At 60.7% G+C, this 15,477-nt stretch carries 15 protein-coding genes; 8 read left to right on the top strand and 7 right to left on the bottom strand.

The genetic code is table 11. The features are described 5' to 3' along the window. Positions 1-9 precede the first annotated feature (9 nt). Positions 10-1,305, bottom strand: coding sequence for a hypothetical protein (locus PRI8871_RS11945; RefSeq protein ID WP_219929020.1), 1,296 nt, complete (start codon positions 1,303-1,305; stop codon positions 10-12). A 246-nt stretch (positions 1,306-1,551) separates the two neighbouring features. On the opposite strand from PRI8871_RS11945, the gene PRI8871_RS11940 reads away from it, so the two are divergent. Further along, complete coding sequence (locus tag PRI8871_RS11940; RefSeq protein ID WP_245897848.1) at positions 1,552-2,232, top strand: transglycosylase SLT domain-containing protein; 681 nt, start codon at positions 1,552-1,554, stop codon at positions 2,230-2,232. Here PRI8871_RS11940 and PRI8871_RS11935 read toward each other — a convergent pair. From PRI8871_RS11935 to pepN, 3 genes are all read right to left on the bottom strand, one after another. Further along, positions 2,222-3,085, bottom strand: coding sequence for a lysophospholipid acyltransferase family protein (locus tag PRI8871_RS11935; RefSeq protein WP_108886442.1), 864 nt, complete (start codon positions 3,083-3,085; stop codon positions 2,222-2,224). The two genes, PRI8871_RS11940 and PRI8871_RS11935, sit on opposite strands and share 11 nt — an antisense overlap. A gap of 120 nt (positions 3,086-3,205) precedes the next feature. Next, on the bottom strand, positions 3,206-3,949 hold the full coding sequence (locus tag PRI8871_RS11930; RefSeq protein ID WP_108886441.1) for an SDR family oxidoreductase: 744 nt from the start codon (positions 3,947-3,949) through the stop codon (positions 3,206-3,208). Then, entirely contained in the window at positions 3,946-6,495 is a 2,550-nt protein-coding gene (pepN, locus tag PRI8871_RS11925; RefSeq protein ID WP_108886440.1) for an aminopeptidase N, read from the bottom strand. The genes PRI8871_RS11930 and pepN overlap by 4 nt, the downstream gene beginning before the upstream one ends. Before the next feature lie 113 nt (positions 6,496-6,608). Between pepN and PRI8871_RS11920 the strand changes: the two genes are divergently transcribed. After that, on the top strand, positions 6,609-6,797 hold the full coding sequence (locus PRI8871_RS11920; protein ID WP_108886439.1) for a DUF2256 domain-containing protein: 189 nt from the start codon (positions 6,609-6,611) through the stop codon (positions 6,795-6,797). A 68-nt stretch (positions 6,798-6,865) separates the two neighbouring features. Further along, positions 6,866-7,642: a gamma-glutamyl-gamma-aminobutyrate hydrolase family protein gene (locus tag PRI8871_RS11915; RefSeq protein WP_108886438.1), complete on the top strand. Its 777-nt coding sequence runs from the start codon at positions 6,866-6,868 to the stop codon at positions 7,640-7,642. Between the two features lie 50 nt (positions 7,643-7,692). Here PRI8871_RS11915 and PRI8871_RS11910 read toward each other — a convergent pair whose 3' ends face one another. Both PRI8871_RS11910 and PRI8871_RS11905 read right to left on the bottom strand, forming a co-directional pair. Then, positions 7,693-9,927: a xanthine dehydrogenase family protein molybdopterin-binding subunit gene (locus tag PRI8871_RS11910; RefSeq protein WP_108886437.1), complete on the bottom strand. Its 2,235-nt coding sequence runs from the start codon at positions 9,925-9,927 to the stop codon at positions 7,693-7,695. Between the two features lie 3 nt (positions 9,928-9,930). Then, positions 9,931-10,392 (bottom strand): (2Fe-2S)-binding protein, encoded by a 462-nt coding sequence (locus PRI8871_RS11905; RefSeq protein ID WP_108886436.1) that lies wholly within the window; start codon positions 10,390-10,392, stop codon positions 9,931-9,933. Between the two features lie 98 nt (positions 10,393-10,490). On the opposite strand from PRI8871_RS11905, the gene PRI8871_RS11900 reads away from it, so the two are divergent. Then, a complete protein-coding gene (locus tag PRI8871_RS11900; RefSeq protein WP_108886435.1) occupies positions 10,491-11,069 on the top strand; it encodes a TetR/AcrR family transcriptional regulator in 579 nt (192 codons plus the stop codon). Here the strand turns inward: PRI8871_RS11900 and PRI8871_RS11895 are convergent. Next, positions 11,066-11,818 (bottom strand): SDR family NAD(P)-dependent oxidoreductase, encoded by a 753-nt coding sequence (locus PRI8871_RS11895; protein ID WP_108886434.1) that lies wholly within the window; start codon positions 11,816-11,818, stop codon positions 11,066-11,068. The two genes, PRI8871_RS11900 and PRI8871_RS11895, sit on opposite strands and share 4 nt — an antisense overlap. A 120-nt stretch (positions 11,819-11,938) precedes the next feature. On the opposite strand from PRI8871_RS11895, the gene PRI8871_RS11890 reads away from it, so the two are divergent. From PRI8871_RS11890 to PRI8871_RS11875, 4 genes are all read left to right on the top strand, one after another. After that, positions 11,939-12,889 (top strand): MBL fold metallo-hydrolase, encoded by a 951-nt coding sequence (locus PRI8871_RS11890; RefSeq protein WP_108886433.1) that lies wholly within the window; start codon positions 11,939-11,941, stop codon positions 12,887-12,889. Next, positions 12,886-13,326 (top strand): rhodanese-like domain-containing protein, encoded by a 441-nt coding sequence (locus PRI8871_RS11885; protein WP_245897847.1) that lies wholly within the window; start codon positions 12,886-12,888, stop codon positions 13,324-13,326. Before PRI8871_RS11890 ends, PRI8871_RS11885 begins: the two co-directional genes overlap by 4 nt. Beyond that, a complete protein-coding gene (locus PRI8871_RS11880; protein WP_181389450.1) occupies positions 13,327-13,779 on the top strand; it encodes a methyltransferase family protein in 453 nt (150 codons plus the stop codon). 125 nt (positions 13,780-13,904) lie between these two features. Then, positions 13,905-15,476 (top strand): Re/Si-specific NAD(P)(+) transhydrogenase subunit alpha, encoded by a 1,572-nt coding sequence (locus PRI8871_RS11875; RefSeq protein ID WP_108886432.1) that lies wholly within the window; start codon positions 13,905-13,907, stop codon positions 15,474-15,476. Position 15,477 lies beyond the last annotated feature (1 nt).

Raw genomic sequence — 15,477 nt, 5'->3', positions numbered from 1 at the left:
GCAAGGGGGTCAGGCGATCGGGAAGATGGACAATCCGCTTTGATCATAGGCAATCCGGTAGCCTGCCTTGATTTCCGGCGCGAAATGACGCGTCAGAGTAGACAGCGCACGCACGCGGCCCGCCTTTTCGGTGCGCTTGGCCGGATCATTGCATTGCACCTGACCGGCGCATTCGGGCAGCGACAACCAAACCATCGGGTGGATTTCGCGCAGCAAGTCGCGGGCGATCCAATCAAAGCGGTCTGCGACCTGAGCCTGCGCGGTGCCGGGTTCGCACCAGCTGCCCATGGTCATACCGGTATAGGCGGCGAACAAGTTCACCATATTCTGACCCGAGCATCGTTCCAGAATGTCTTGCATACCCTGGAGAAACAGATCGACATCCAGTGTGTCAAAGGCGTCAGGGTCGACGGCCAGAGCGTCGAAATAGACCCAAGTGTAGGCCCCATCGCCCCAGATATCTTGGGTGCGTTCCGCCGTGCGGCGGGCTTGCAGGTCCAGCATCTCGTAGCTGCCGAACCAGCGCGGCAACAGGTGGTTGCCCATCGCGCGCATATGACGGGGGCTGTGTGGGTCCAGATCAATCAGATCTTCATAGTCATCGGCGACGCGGTTCGCGGGGTTGGTTTCGGCGGCCAGCAGGGAACAGCGGGCGGCCGCCAGCGATGGCGCATCAAGCTCAAAGGCGTCAAACCGGTCTATGATCCGGGCGGCGGCGCTGAAATGGCCGTGAAAGGCCGCTCGGCGTTCTTTGGGGATATCCCGGCGCCAGCCTTCGCCGCGCCACGCCCAACCCACATCAATATGCGCCTGCGCAATCACCAGCGCGACGCCGTGATCTTCGCAATGTTCGCTCAGAACCTCGTCCAGCGCATCGAGTGGGGCGCGGGCGGCGTCTGGGTCGTTGATCTCTATAGCTTCAAGCGCGGCGGATACCGCGTCGTGCCGCGCGCCAAGGGCCATGACCTCGGCCACTGGCAGACCGCCGGGGGTGCGGGCGCGGGTGCTGTCGAAATGGCGGATCAGCTCGCCCAGCTCGGCCCAGTTTTCCTGACGGGCCAGAAACTGCGCCTGATCGAAATGGCGCTGATAGGCGGTTTGGTCGGCGGTTTTTTCCGCCATGGGAATCGCCAGCCGGGGTTGAAGCGGCGGCAGGTGTTCGTCCGGCTGATGGCCGTGCGCGTCTTTACGAAGTGCAGAGGTCGCGCGGGCCAGGGTGGCCACGGGCGACGAGATTTGCTCAAGCAAAGGAGCAATCCGGGAAGGTAGGTCGCGCATCATCATCTGGGGTGATTTGGTCATCATGACACAAGTATTGCCCCGGCAATCTGACGCAAAGAAGGCGGCCAAGTGAAAGCTACGCGGCTTCGATAGGCTTGGTAGTGCAGACTTGCCCCATTCTGCGCCGAATTTGGACAGGCTCTTGCCGCTGGTTTCGATTGGCGGCACAATTTCCCGATGTGGGGGAGAATTGTTTTTGTCTTTTTTATCCTGTCCTTGCCTGTCTGCCACGGGCTTTGGATAGGGCCAGTTTCGGCGGCGACCCGTGAATTGGCGCCGGCCGTATCGCCGCGTCCGCAGGCCCGGATCACGACCGAGGTTCGCCCCGCACGGTGGGACCATGTGCCGGGCAGCACAGCTTGGTCGCGGGCGGCGCTAAAGGCGCTGCGCAGCCATGCCAGCAATCTGCCCGATATTGTGCCGCGTGATATCGAAACTTGGTGCCCGGCCTACAAACACGCCCCAAGGCCCGAGCGTGAGGCCTTTTGGGTCGGGCTGCTGTCGACCTTGTCCAAGCATGAAAGCACGTGGCGGCCCAATGCCGTGGGCGGGGGCGGGCTGTGGTATGGGTTGCTGCAAATCCTTCCTAGCACCGCCGAATATCGCAAGTGTCGCGCCACCACCCCGTCGCAATTGATGAACGGCCCGGCCAACTTGGCCTGCGGCCTGCGGATCATGTCCGTCACGGTGGCGCGGGATCAGGTGGTCTCGGCGGGGTTCCGGGGGGTTGCTGCCGATTGGGGGCCATTCCACAGCCAGCGTAAGCGCGAAGATATGATGCGCTGGATGCGCCGTCAGGACTATTGCGCAGGTCTTTATACATCGCCGCGCCCGGTGGCCCGGCCCGTGATTGACCCGTTGGTTTGGCAAGCGCGTCATCGGCCCGAGGCACTGCTGCCTCCGCGACCTCTCTACGCCACGCGCCCCGTGGCCCGGCGCATCACGCCTTGAGCCAGGACGGACGGCGCGAGCTATCGACCAAGGACACCGCAGGGGCATGTTCGCCGCCCAAGGCCAATGTCGCACGGCGCAGCACCTCGATCCCGTCTTCAGACCGAGGTGGCAAGGCGCGTGCCGGGATCGGCTCGCCAATGGTGACGCGATAGGGCTGCTGCGCTTTGTTCAGCGTTTCGTGAAATAGCGTGATATCGCGCAGCGTCGGGTGGATCAGGTCGAACAGATAAAACAGTACCGAATTGCGGGCCTGCATGTTCACCGGAATGATCGGAAGATCGAATTTGCGTGCGATCATCGCCGCCGAGGCCATCCAAGGCCGTTCATGCAGGCTTAGCCCGCGCCGTTTGGCCAGGCGGCCTGACGGAAAGATAACCCCAAGACGCCCCTGTTCCACCGCTTTGCGGGTGTAGGCCATGGTTTCGCGGGTCTTGCCGTGGCTGCGTTTTTCCTTTCGCCATTCTACCGGGGCGATCATGTCGGCCATCTGCGGCAGGACGCGCAGAATATCATGGTTGGCAAAGTAATAGACGTCGGGCCGTTGCTTGGCGATCAGGTGATGCAGAACGATCCCGTCCGCAATCCCGGTGGGGTGATTGGCCACGATCAACGCCGGGCCGGTGCCGGGTAGGTTTTGCAAGCCCGAGACATGCGCTTCGCGGGCCAAAAGCTGCCCCATGGTGCACATGATATCGGCAGACGGCTCATCGCGGAACGCGGTCGCCAGCGCGACGGTGCGTTCATAGGCCAGCAGGGCATTAAGCGCGGATTTGATTGGGCGCGTGCCGGGGCGGCCTGAAAACAGCCAAGGCGCACGTTCACGAATCAACGGATCAATACGGTCTTTCATAGGCTGACAAAGCCATGATTTTGCAACGGGCGTATGACAGTTGCAGCGACCGCAGCCGTTCGTTCGTGGTGGGATCGGCAAACCGCGCGGGGCGGTTTGCCAAAGGGCCAAAGCCGAAGGTCAGCGCCCGCCTCCGACATCCAAAATGCTGCGAGTGACATAGCTGGCGCGGTTCGACAGAAGGTACATCACCGCATCGGCGATCTCATCAGCCGTGCCGGGGCGCCCCAGTGGCGGGGTCTTGCCGATCTTTTCCAGCCGGTCCGGCACGCCGCCCTTGGCGTGGATCTCGGTTTCGATCAGGCCGGGGCGGATGGCGTTCACGCGAATGCCTTCGGGGGCCAGCTCATCGGCTAGGCCCAGCGTGAAGGTGTCAACTGCCCCCTTAGAGGCGGCGTAGTCGATATACATGTTCGCGCTGCCCAGACGGGACGCAATCGACGAGATATTGACGATATGCCCGCCAAGCCCCGTTTCGCGCATGTATTGCACTGCCTGACGCGACATCTCGATCAGGCCAAAGACGTTGATGCCGAACATCTGCGCCACCCGGTCGGGGGTCAGATCGGCCACTGACCCGCTGGGGGTGACGACGCCTGCGTTGTTGACCAGATGCAGCGGTGCAGGCGCTTTGGTGCGCAGCAGGTTGAACAGGCGGTCCGTGTCCTCGTGATTGGCCACATCGGCCTTGACGGCGAAGGCATCCACGCCCTGCCGTTTCAGATCGCCCACCACGGCCGCCGCGCCTTCGGCGTCGGAGCGGTAGGTCAGGATCACGCGGGAATAGCCATGGGTCGCCGCCGCGCGGGCGGTGGCGGCGCCAATTCCGGCGCTGCCGCCTGTGATCAGCAGAACCGCACTCATGACAGGATCCTTCCGACCATTTCGGCAGTGTCGCGGCTGAGGCCGTCCTTGCCTTGGATGCGTTCCAATGCGGCCTGCATCTTGGCCTTGCGGCCCGCGTCATAGCGTTTCCACGTCTGGAAGGCGCTGCACATCCGGGCGGTGGTCTGCGGGTTTTTGTCATCCAGCGTGATCAGCCAATCGGCCAGCAGGTCATAGCTGGCCCCATCGGCCCGGTGGAACCCTGCATGGTTCATCGACAGTGAGCCGAACACGGCGCGGAACCGATTGGGGTTCTTCCAGTCAAAGGCGGGGTGTTCGGTCAGGGCCTTGGCGCGATCGGCCGCGCGGTCAGGCAGGGTGGCGGCGATCTGCATGCCGAACCATTTGTCCATCACCAGACGGTCGTCTTTCCACTGTGCTGCGAACGAGGACAGCGCCTCTTCGTCATTGCCAGAGCGGACCAGACAGGTCAGGGCAGACAGTTGCAGCGTCATATTGTCGGCGGTTTCAAACTGGGCACGGGCGCTGGCACCACGATCCAGCCGCGTTTGCAGCGCCAGAACGGCGGCCCCAAGGGCGCGTTGGCCGGCCTGATGGGAATCCGGGCGATAGGCTTCGGTGACGGTGCTTTCGGCCAGAAGACCCGGCAGATGCGCCTCCCAACGTTCGGCCATGGTCTGGCCAAGGCGGTCGCTGGCGGTCCAGATCGCATCCGGGTCGGGCGTGATGCCCATTTCATGCAGCGTTTGCGCCAGTTCCGATTGGCTTGGCCCGGACATCATCAGCGCGCGGTAATTGGCATCGAGCGTGGTGTCGGTGATGACCCGTTCAAGCCCCTCCAGCCATGCTTCATCCGGGGCGGCATCGTCGCGGATCATTGCGATCAATGTGGTGCGGGCCAATTCGCGGTTCGCTTCCCACCGGTTGAAGGGATCGGTGTCATGGGCCAACAGGAAGGCGCGTTCTTCGGCGCTGGTGTCACGGTCCAGCACAACGGGGGCCGAAAAGCCGCGCAAGATCGACGGGATCGGCTTGGACCCCAGACCGTCGAAGGCAAAGCTTTGTTCGGCGTCGGTCATCTCAAGCGTGACGGTCGGCTGCACCTCATCGCCATTGGGGCCAAGCAGGCCGACGGCAATCGGGATCACCTTGGGGTCTTTGACCATCTGCCCGGGCGTTGGCGGCGTGCTTTGCTTGAAGGTCAGCGTATAGGTGCCGTCCTGATAGCTATCTGTCACGCTCAGGCGCGGGGTGCCGGATTGTGAATACCAGCGCTTGAACTGCGCCAGATCGCGGCCCGTGGCATCCTCAAACACGGTCAGCCAATCTTCGATCGTGCAGGCCTGCCCGTCATGGCGGTCAAAATACAGATCCAGCGCCTTGGCATAGGCATCATCGCCCACCAACCGTTTCAGCATACCGATCACCTCGGCGCCTTTTTCATAGACGGTCGCGGTGTAGAAGTTGTTGATCTCTTGGAATTGTTCGGGGCGGACGGGGTGCGATAGGGGGCCTTGGTCCTCGGGGAACTGGCGGGCGCGCAGCTCGATCACATCATGAATGCGTTTGACCGCTTCGCCGCGCATGTCAGACGTGAACTGCGCATCGCGGAACACGGTCAGCCCTTCCTTCAGGCACAGCTGGAACCAGTCGCGGCAGGTGATGCGGTTGCCCGTCCAGTTGTGGAAATACTCATGCGCGATGATCGCTTCGATCCGTTCGAAGTTCGCATCTGTAGACGTGGCGGGGCTGGCCAGCACGCAAGAGCTGTTGAAAATGTTCAGCCCTTTATTCTCCATCGCGCCCATGTTGAAGTCATCCACGGCCACGATGTTGAACGTGTTCAAATCATATTCGCGGCCATAGACGTCTTCGTCCCACTTCATTGAATCTTTCAGCGCCTGCATGCCAAAGGCGCATTTGTCTTCGTCGCCGGGACGGACCCAAATGTTCAGGTCCACCTGATTGCCGGATTTGGTGGTGAACGTATCGGCATGGCCGACCAGATCGCCCGCCACCAAGGCAAACAGATAGGCCGGTTTCGGCCATGGGTCGTGCCATTCGGCATAGCCTGCGCCGGTCTCGCCGGGGTTGCCGTTCGACAGCATAATCGGCAGATCGCTTTCGATGCGCACGGTAAAGGTGCTCATGACATCGGGGCGGTCGGGGTAATAGGTGATCTTGCGGAAACCCTCGGCCTCGCACTGGGTGCAGTACATGCCGTTCGACATATACAGCCCCTCAAGCGCGGTGTTTTCCGCCGGGGCGATTTCAACCTCGGCCTCCCAGACGAATTCGCTGTCCGGCACGTCGCAGGTCAGACCCTCGGGGGTGATGTTTGGCGTCACCTCGGCCCCGTTGATCGCCGCGCGGATCAGTTTGAGCTGTTCGCCATGCAGAAAGAAGGTCTTATCCGACGCCGCAGGATTGGGGGCAAAGGTGATGCGGCTGTGCACCCGCGTGGCACTGGGCGACAGGACAAAGCGCAATGCAACGTCGCGCACCTCATAGCCAAAGGGGGTGTAATCGCTCAGGTAAAAGGTCTGAGGGGCGGCATCTTTCATGAGGCTCTCCAGGCGGGAATACATCCAGTTCGTAAGTCGTAGTGCACAGGTTCGGCGGCGTCCACTTGTTGCCGCCGGTGATCGGCCTAGTTCGGCGAAAAAAGGAAGGTGCCATGCCAAAGGGAATTGCCAAATCTGACCTGCCGACCAAGATCTGCCCGGTTTGCAACCGCCCCTTCGCGTGGCGGCGCAAATGGGCCCGCGATTGGGAGGCGGTGATCTACTGTTCGGATCGGTGCCGCCGAACGGGCAAGCCCGCGTTGCTGCAAAAAGCGGCGTCCCGCACTGACATTAAGCATTGACCGGGCGTGCATCTTTAAACGCAAACAACAATGGGGTATGAGATACAGATCACATTCAGGAGCACCCCATGGCGCGACCCGTCGTCGGTATTATCGGCAATCCGCATCTGATTAACGAAACATATGAAGTGCATGGCGGCGGAAGCATGAACTCCGAAGCCATCGCCAAGGTCTCGGGCTGTATTCCGCTGCTGATTCCGGCGGACCCGTCCTATATGTCGGTCGATGAACTGCTGGATGTCTGTGATGGGTTCTTGCTGACGGGCGGTCGTCCCAATGTGCACCCCGAAGAATATGGCGAAGCGGCCACCGAAGCGCATGGCGCGTTTGACCGGTGCCGTGATGCGATCACCCTGCCGTTGGTGCGGGCTTGCGTGGATCGTGGCCAGCCGTTCCTTGGCATCTGCCGCGGCTTCCAAGAGGTGAACGTGGCGATGGGCGGATCGCTCTACCCGGAAATCCGTGATCTGCCGGGCCGGATGAACCACCGCATGCCGCCCGATGGCACGCTTGAGGAAAAATTCGCCCTGCGCCACGTCGTGACCTTCACCGAAGGCGGGCCATTCCACAAGCTCATGGGCTCACCCAAAGTGATGACGAACACGCTGCACGGGCAGGGGATCAAAACCGCTGGCAAGCGGATCGTCATTGACGGCTACGCCCCCGATGGCACGCCCGAGGCGATCTATGTCGAGGGTGCGCCGGGCTTTACCATGTCGGTGCAATGGCACCCCGAATGGAAAGCGGCCAACGATCCCGTCTCGCGCCCCTTGTTCGAAGCGTTTGGCGAGGCCGTGCGCCAATTCGCGGCGGGCCGCGCTGCGCCGATGGTGCGGTCGGCCTAAACGGATTGCGCCGCCCCGTTGTGGGGCGGTCGCCGTTTCATTTTCAGACCCTAGATAAAGTCGAACATTTTGTTCAGCGGCAATTGCCGCGCCCGTTTGCCTGTCAGGTCAAACAGCGCATTGGCAAGGGCCGGGGCTGCGCCGGGTGTGCCCGGTTCGCCCACGCCGCTGATATGCGGCAGCGTCTCAAGGATGCGCACCTCGACTTGCGGCATCTGGTGGATGCGCAACGCCTCGTAATCAGGGAAGTTTTCCTGCTGCGCTATGCCATTGTCAAAGGTGATTTCTTCGGACATGGCGGCAGACAGCCCATAGACCAAACCGCCGAACATCTGCGCCTCAATGATCGACGGATCGAGCGCAATGCCCGGATCACAGGCCATCCACGCTTTGGCAATGCGGATTGCGCCGCCTTCGTCCTGCACTTCGATCACCGTCGCCACGGGCGTGCCAAAGGCATAGCACATGGCCACGCCGCGCCCGGTGCCATCGGGCGTTTGCCCGGTCCAGCCCGACATGTCCTTGACCGCCTGCAAGACACCCGCCGCCGGGGCCCATTCACGTCGTGCCAAATCCAGCCGGAAGTCCAGCGGGTCGGCGCCTGCGGCATGGGCCATCTCATCCATGAAGCTTTCCATGTAGAACCCGTTGTGCGAATTCCCCACAGACCGCCAGAACCCAATCGGCACTGCGACGTCGGCCTGATGATTGCGGCAGCGATAGTTCGGAATGGCGTAGGGTTGGTTCGCCAAACCTTCGGTGATCACATTATCGGGGCCGCCGGGGGCAAAGCCCATCCAGCGTTTCAACGCCTGCTGCGATGGCGAGGGCGAGGCAACCTGCGCATCCAACATAACCGCTGTGCCGTTTTTCACCGCGCCGCGCATCCGCGCCATGGTGCCGGGGCGATAGAAGTCATGGGTCATGTCCTCTTCGCGGCTCCAGGTCAGTTGCACCGGCACGCCGGGCAGTGCCATGGCCACGCGGGTGGCGTACTGACCGAAATCCACCTCTCCGCGCCGACCAAACCCGCCGCCCATATAGGTCGTGTGGACTGTCACTTGGTCCGCGTCCAGCCCTGCCACCTCGGCGCAGCGGTCGCGCAGGATGGTTGGGCCTTGGTTGCCCGCCCAGATCGTCAGTCCATCGGCGTCAATCAAAGCAGTGGCGTTCATCGGCTCCATCGTGGCGTGGGCCAGATAGGGCGCGGAATAGTCCGCCTCAACCACCGTCGCGCCATCTGGCACGGTGCTGGCATCGCCATCATCGCGAGGCGTGGCGGTCGGCTCAGCACCCAGCGCGGCTGCGATGGGGGCAAAAATCGCATCGGTCGTGGCGGGGTAGGGCGCAGGCCCCCAGTCGAAGGTGATCGCCTCCAGCGCCTGCATCGCCAGCCAAGTGTTGCTGGCCACCACGGCCACGCCATCGCCCACATCGACGATCTGTTCGACCCCCGGCATGGTCCGCGCAGCAGAGGCATCAAAGCCGTTCATTGCCCCACGGCGCGGGCTGACTTTCAGCGCGGCGAACTTCATGCCCTCAACGCGGACGTCGATGCCGAAAGTCGCGGTGCCGGTCGATTTTTCGACGATATCCACACGTGGCAGCGACTTGCCTAGATAGCGCCACTGCGACGGGTCGCGCAGGGCCACATCGCGCGGGTCTTGCGCGGCGGCGTCAGCGGCCAGCTCGGAATAGGTCAGACGCGTGCCATCCGGCGCAATTACCGCGCCGCCTTCCGTGCGCAGATCACGGGCTTTGACGTCCAGCCGCTTGGCGGCGGCCTCTTTCAGCATTTCGCGTGCGGCGGCCCCGGTGGCGCGCATCCGTTCATAGCCGTCGCGCATGGCGGTTGATCCGCCGGTGATCTGCATTTCAAAGACTTTGCCAATGACGCCAAGGGCTTCGCCCAGGTTTCGGGTGAATTCCGACTTGCGATATTCAATCCCCGGTAGGGCGCTGGCCATCATCGCGCTGTTGTAATAGGCGGCTGCGGCTGGCCCGTGGATGACTTTGATGTCTTCCCAGTTGACGTCCAGTTCTTCAGCCAAAAGCGCAGCCCATGTGGTGCGCACGCCTTGCCCCATCTCGGCGCGCGGGGCGACCAAGGTCACGCCGTTGCCGTCGATCACAACAAAGGCGTTCAGGCTTGCTTCGCCCTCTTGCGGGGTCAGTGGGTTGGGCGCAGGGCGCGATACGTACCAAGCGCCGATTGCGACGCCGCCGACCACGGCGGCTGATCCAATCAGGAAGGTCCGGCGGGCGATTTTTCCAATGCGGGACATGGCTTAGCCCTCCATCGCTTTGGCGGCGGAATGGATCGCGGCGCGGATGCGTGGGTAGGTGCCGCAGCGGCACAGATTGCCCTGCATGGCCTCGTCAATCTCGGCGTCGGTGGGGGAGGGGGCCTGCGCCAGAAGCGCTGCGGCCTGCATGATCTGGCCCGACTGGCAGTAGCCGCATTGCGCGACTTGATGGTCGATCCAAGCCTGTTGCAGCGCAGACAAAGCGTCCGGCGTGCCATGGCCTTCGATCGTTGTGACATCGCCCCAGACATCGGACAAGGCAACCTGGCAGGATCGCACCGCTTCGCCATCGATATGGACGGTGCAGGCCCCGCAGGCCGCGACGCCGCAGCCGTATTTCGTTCCGGTCAAGCCGATCTCATCGCGCAGCACCCACAGCAGGGGCAGGTCGTCCGGCAAATCCACGCTGTGCCGGGTGCCGTTGATGGTCAATGTGGTGGTCATGAGAGCCCCTTGGTGACATTTTGACGTTATGACAAAAAGTATATTTAATGTCAGAGATGTCAATTGACATTTTTTTCTAGTTTTGTCAGAACGTCTGTGTGGACCAGAAAACAGACTCGGATTTTCAGAAACAGCAGAAGATCTGCGAATCCGCCGTGGCGGTTTTCGCGCAATATGGCTATCGGCGGACGTCGATGGCGGATATCGCGCAGGCTGCGGGCATGTCACGCCCGGCGCTGTATCTGCATTTCAAAAACAAAGAAGACATTTTTCGATCTCTTGTCAGCGAGTACTACGCTGACTCCGAAATAGCGCTGGACGCGGCCTTGGCCAGCGCAGGACCTGTCGAAAATGTGCTGAAATCCGCTTTTGCGGCCATGCACGGCCCCACTATTCAGCCGCTGTTGGAATCCCCGCATGGGGCGGAATTGCTCGATACCACTGCGACCCTGCATGGCGATATCGCCCGCGACGGTGACGCGGCCTTGACCCTGCGCCTGACGCAATGGCTGGCCGAGGCGGAAGGGCGCCATGAAATCGCGCTGAGCCTGCCTGCGGCTGAAACGGCCAAGGTGATTATGGCCGCGCTGAAAGGTGTGAAAGAGCCGCCCTTCGCACAATATGTGGCCAACCGTGACAGGCTGGCCACCTTATTTGCCAAAGCGCTGCGCCCTTAAAAATCGCCGCCAGCGATCTGAATGGCCTGTCCGTTGACACTGCCAGACTGGGCTGAACACAGCCAAAGCGCGGTTTCAGCGACTTCTTCAACCGTAATCAAGCGCCCGTGTTTGTTGGCGCCAACCATGACATCGCGCGCCGCGGCCTCATCCATACCGGTGCGGGCCATGATGCTTTCTGTGTTGCGGGTGATGATGTCGGTGTCCACATAAGCCGGGCAAATCGCGTTGAACGTATAGGGCTTGCCTAGGTGATCTTCGGCCAAAGCCCGGATCAGGCCGATCACCCCATGTTTGGTGGCGGTGTAACAGGGCGCGCCGCGCAGGCCTTTCAGCCCAGCAATCGAAGACACGGCAACTACGCGACCCCAGTCGGTCTGGTGCATGGATTTCAGGCTTTCCCGAATGGTCAGAAAGACACCGTCCAAATTGGTGGCGACCATATTGCGCCAGAATTCCAGATCCATCTTGTGAAGCGCGCGCCCTTCGGCGATCCCGGCATTGGGCACGCAGATTTGGATCGGCCCACGCGCCGCCACAGCCGAAGCGATGCCATCGACAACCGACGCTTCGTTTTGGACGTCCATCGCCAATGCATGAATGCCGTTTCCGGCGGCGGCCTGAAGCGTTTCAAGCCGCCGACCGGTGATGGTGACTTCGGCTCCTTGTGCGGCCAAGGCGCGCGCAATGCCAAGGCCAATGCCCGTGCCGCCGCCTGTGACGATGGCATGTTTTCCCGCTAAGCTCATGATGTTTCCTCCCTTTGGGCCACGATACGCCATAGATGGGCGCTGGCAAGGGCGGTGCATTAGAACTTGATTTACAAATTCATATCTGTGAATTTAAGGCGAGTTCCGGGGGAGGATCCAATGACTCGTTTTTCCTATTTCGCCCTAATGGCCGTCATCGCCACTTCCGCAGCGGCCAGCGAAGACATCGCAGACAAGTATCCGCAGTCCGATCTTTACGACAAACCCGTTGAGGTGATCCCGCATGTGTTTTCCGCAATCGGGGCGACCGCGCCGCCGACTTATGACAACACCGGACACAATAACAATCTGACATTTATTGTCACAGGTGACGGTGTTGTTGTGATTAATGGCGGCGCGGCGTATCGGCTGGCCAAAGCCCTGCATGATGAGATTAAGGCTGTCACCGATCAGCCGGTGAAACTGGTCATCAATGAAAACGGGCAGGGCCACGCAGTGCTGGGCAACAGCTATTGGCGGGATCAAGGCGTTGATATTCTTGCTCATGTCGAGGCCATCGAAGAGGTTGAGGAAAACGGCCATTTCATCCTGCAAGGGATGGAGCGATACAATCGCGAAAAGGCGGAAGGCACCTATATCGCGGTGCCGAACCTGTCTTTCGAAGATGAATACACTGTCGAGATGGGCGATGTGACGCTTCATGTTCTGCATCTTGGGCCTGCCCATGGACCCGGCGATACGCAGGTTTGGATTCCGCAATGGGGCATGATGGTTGCGGGGGACATTGCCTTTCACGAACGGATGCCGCCGATTTTCCCTGACACCTGCACAGGTTGCTGGATTGAGACATGGGAGACGGGCTTTGCCCCGTTGAACCCGACGTATGTCATTCCGGGGCATGGCCATCCGACGAATTTGGCGCAGGTCACGCGATATACGCATGACTATTTGGTCGATTTGCGCACCAAGATCCGTGACCACATCGACGAAGGCGGCGATCTGGCAGGGGCCTATTATGTTGATCAGTCGAACTGGGCGCATTTGGACACGTTTGAAGAACTGGCGACCAAGAATGCAGGCCGGGTCTATGAAGAGATGGAGTGGGAATGATGCTGCGCGGTTTTACTGGCAAGTCAGTTTCCATGGCGCTGGCCCTTGCGGTTGGTGTCTATCCAATGGTCAGCGCGGCAAGCGACGATCCGGTCGCAGAGGCAATCATCGATTACATGGATTTTGCCACCTATGAATCCGGTATCATCCTGCCTGCCCAAGTGGATGAGAGCGTTTTTGCCGCAGCGACCATTGTCGATACCCGCGACGCTGCTCAATTTGACGCCGAACACATCCCGGGCGCGATCAATATCGAATGGCGTCAACTGCCGGGTCAGCTGGACGCATTGCCGGATGGCATGGTGATCCTGTACTGCAATAAGGGAAGTCTTTCGGCGCAGGCGACCTTTGCCGCGCGCGTAATGGGATATGAAAATGTCGTCGTATTGCAAGGCGGCCTTGATGAATGGCGCAACAGCGCCGCTTACAGGCCCTGAATGCTGAAGTGGTTGGACATACCCCCGGTGTGGTTTGCCGGGTTCGTGGTGCTGGCTTGGCAGCAAAAGACGCATTATTCCATGAGCTTGACGATTGAGACGCCAATTGTCAGCCTGTTGGGCGGCCTTTTGGTCGGCGCGGGCCTGGTGCTGATCGCTTTGGCCTTCTACGAGCTGCGCCGTCATCGCACGACGGTCATTCCGCATCTGACCGCCTCGGCCTTGGTGACCTCTGGCATCTACAAACGCAGTCGCAACCCAATCTATTTGGGCGACGCGATGATCCTTACAGGGCTGATCCTGAACTGGGACGCTGTCCTGTCGCTGCCATTGGTTCCGATCTTTGTCTGGGTCATAGAGCGACGATTTATCCTACCTGAGGAGGATCGTTTGCGACGAAAGTTTGTTGCGCATTTTACACGATACGCGCAACAAACACGCAGATGGGTTTGACCTTCCCGCCAAGTTCGACATTAATCCGCCCGCTGGTTGTGGATGAACGGTCATTTCGCTAGACCGTTCTGTGGACGGGATACTCAACGCAATCGTTTGTTCTGACGCTGAAGGGGACAGAGAACGTGAAGATAGGAACGCCAAAAGAGGCATTCGAGGGTGAAGCGCGCGTCGCGATGACCCCCGATTCGGCGCGGCAACTCCAGAAATTGGGGTATGCTTGCGCAATCGAATCCGGGGCAGGGGTCGCGGCCGGTTTCAGTGATGCCCTTTATGAGGAGGCTGGTGTCGAAATCATCAAGACCGCAGCTGCGCTGTGGAAAGATGTTGATATCATCGCCAAGGTTCGCCAGCCGAATGAAACGGAGTTGAAGCGTCTGAACAAAGACAAGACGCTGATTTCGTTCTTTAATCCGGGTGGCAACGAAGAAGGTCTTGAGCTTGCGAAAGCCAAGGGCGCCAATGTGATCGCCATGGAAATGGTGCCGCGGATTTCCCGCGCCCAGAAGATGGACGCACTGTCGTCGATGGCAAATATCGCGGGTTATCGCGCTGTCATCGAAGCGGGCAACAACTTTGGCCGGTTCTTCACCGGTCAGGTGACCGCTGCGGGCAAGGTGCCCCCGGCGAAGGTGCTGATCGTCGGTGCCGGTGTGGCCGGTCTGGCGGCAATCGGGACATCGACCTCGCTCGGAGCGATCACCTATGCATTCGACGTGCGCCCCGAAGTGGCCGAACAGGTCGAATCGATGGGTGCGGAATTCGTCTATCTGGACTTCGAAGAAGAACAGCAGGACGGCGCGGCAACGGGCGGTTACGCATCTGTTTCCAGCCCCGAGTTCCGCGAAGCGCAGCTCAAGAAGTTCCGCGAATTGGCGCCTGAGATTGACATCGTCATCACCACCGCGCTGATCCCGAACCGCGAAGCGCCCAAGCTTTGGCTGGCCGATATGATCGCGGCGATGAAGCCGGGTTCGGTCATCGTTGACCTTGCGGCCGAAAAAGGCGGCAACGCCGAAGGCACCGTCAAAGACGAGAAGATCGTTACGGAAAACGGTGTGACCATCATCGGTTACACGGATTTCCCGTCGCGCATGGCAGCCCAGTCGTCGCAGCTTTATGCCACGAACATCCGTCACATGATGACCGACCTGACCCCTGAAAAGGACGGCCAGATCGTACACAACATGGAAGACGACGTTATCCGTGGTGCGACCGTCACCCATCAGGGCGAAATCACTTTCCCGCCGCCGCCGCCGAAAGTTCAGGCGATTGCTGCGCAGAAGAAAGAAAAGCCCAAGGAACTGACGCCGGAAGAAAAGCGCGCGAAGGAAACCGCTGCGTTCAAAGCGCAGACCAAACAGCAGGTCACCCTGCTGGCCGTGGGAGGCGCATTGCTGCTGGCCGTTGGTCTGGTGGCTCCGGCCAGCTTTATGCAGCACTTCATCGTGTTCGTTCTGTCGGTGTTCATCGGCTTCCAGGTGATCTGGAACGTGTCGCATTCGCTGCACACGCCGCTGATGGCTGTCACCAACGCGATTTCGTCGATCATCATTCTGGGCGCGCTGATGCAGATCGGCTCCGGGTCGTTCCTGGTGATCCTGCTCGCCGGGCTTTCGGTCTTTATGGCCGGGATCAACATCTTCGGCGGCTTCCTCGTGACACGGCGCATGCTCGCCATGTTCCAGAAATCGTAAG

It is taken from the genome of Pseudoprimorskyibacter insulae, assembly GCF_900302505.1.
Classification (GTDB): domain Bacteria; phylum Pseudomonadota; class Alphaproteobacteria; order Rhodobacterales; family Rhodobacteraceae; genus Pseudoprimorskyibacter; species Pseudoprimorskyibacter insulae.
The sequence above is the reverse complement of the archived record's forward strand: the minus strand, read 5'-3'. Positions and strand labels throughout refer to the sequence as shown.

What these genes read in the sequence shown, in the direction of transcription:
- PRI8871_RS11945 (WP_219929020.1), bottom strand. Translation starts at nt 1,305, where the DNA reads ATGATGACCAAATCACCCCAGATGATGATGCGCGACCTACCTTCCCGG.
- PRI8871_RS11935 (WP_108886442.1), bottom strand. Translation starts at nt 3,085, where the DNA reads ATGAAAGACCGTATTGATCCGTTGATTCGTGAACGTGCGCCTTGGCTG.
- PRI8871_RS11930 (WP_108886441.1), bottom strand. Translation starts at nt 3,949, where the DNA reads ATGAGTGCGGTTCTGCTGATCACAGGCGGCAGCGCCGGAATTGGCGCC.
- pepN (WP_108886440.1), bottom strand. Translation starts at nt 6,495, where the DNA reads ATGAAAGATGCCGCCCCTCAGACCTTTTACCTGAGCGATTACACCCCC.
- PRI8871_RS11920 (WP_108886439.1), top strand. Translation starts at nt 6,609, where the DNA reads ATGCCAAAGGGAATTGCCAAATCTGACCTGCCGACCAAGATCTGCCCG.
- PRI8871_RS11915 (WP_108886438.1), top strand. Translation starts at nt 6,866, where the DNA reads ATGGCGCGACCCGTCGTCGGTATTATCGGCAATCCGCATCTGATTAAC.
- PRI8871_RS11910 (WP_108886437.1), bottom strand. Translation starts at nt 9,927, where the DNA reads ATGTCCCGCATTGGAAAAATCGCCCGCCGGACCTTCCTGATTGGATCA.
- PRI8871_RS11905 (WP_108886436.1), bottom strand. Translation starts at nt 10,392, where the DNA reads ATGACCACCACATTGACCATCAACGGCACCCGGCACAGCGTGGATTTG.
- PRI8871_RS11895 (WP_108886434.1), bottom strand. Translation starts at nt 11,818, where the DNA reads ATGAGCTTAGCGGGAAAACATGCCATCGTCACAGGCGGCGGCACGGGC.
- PRI8871_RS11890 (WP_108886433.1), top strand. Translation starts at nt 11,939, where the DNA reads ATGACTCGTTTTTCCTATTTCGCCCTAATGGCCGTCATCGCCACTTCC.
- PRI8871_RS11885 (WP_245897847.1), top strand. Translation starts at nt 12,886, where the DNA reads ATGATGCTGCGCGGTTTTACTGGCAAGTCAGTTTCCATGGCGCTGGCC.
- PRI8871_RS11880 (WP_181389450.1), top strand. Translation starts at nt 13,327, where the DNA reads ATGCTGAAGTGGTTGGACATACCCCCGGTGTGGTTTGCCGGGTTCGTG.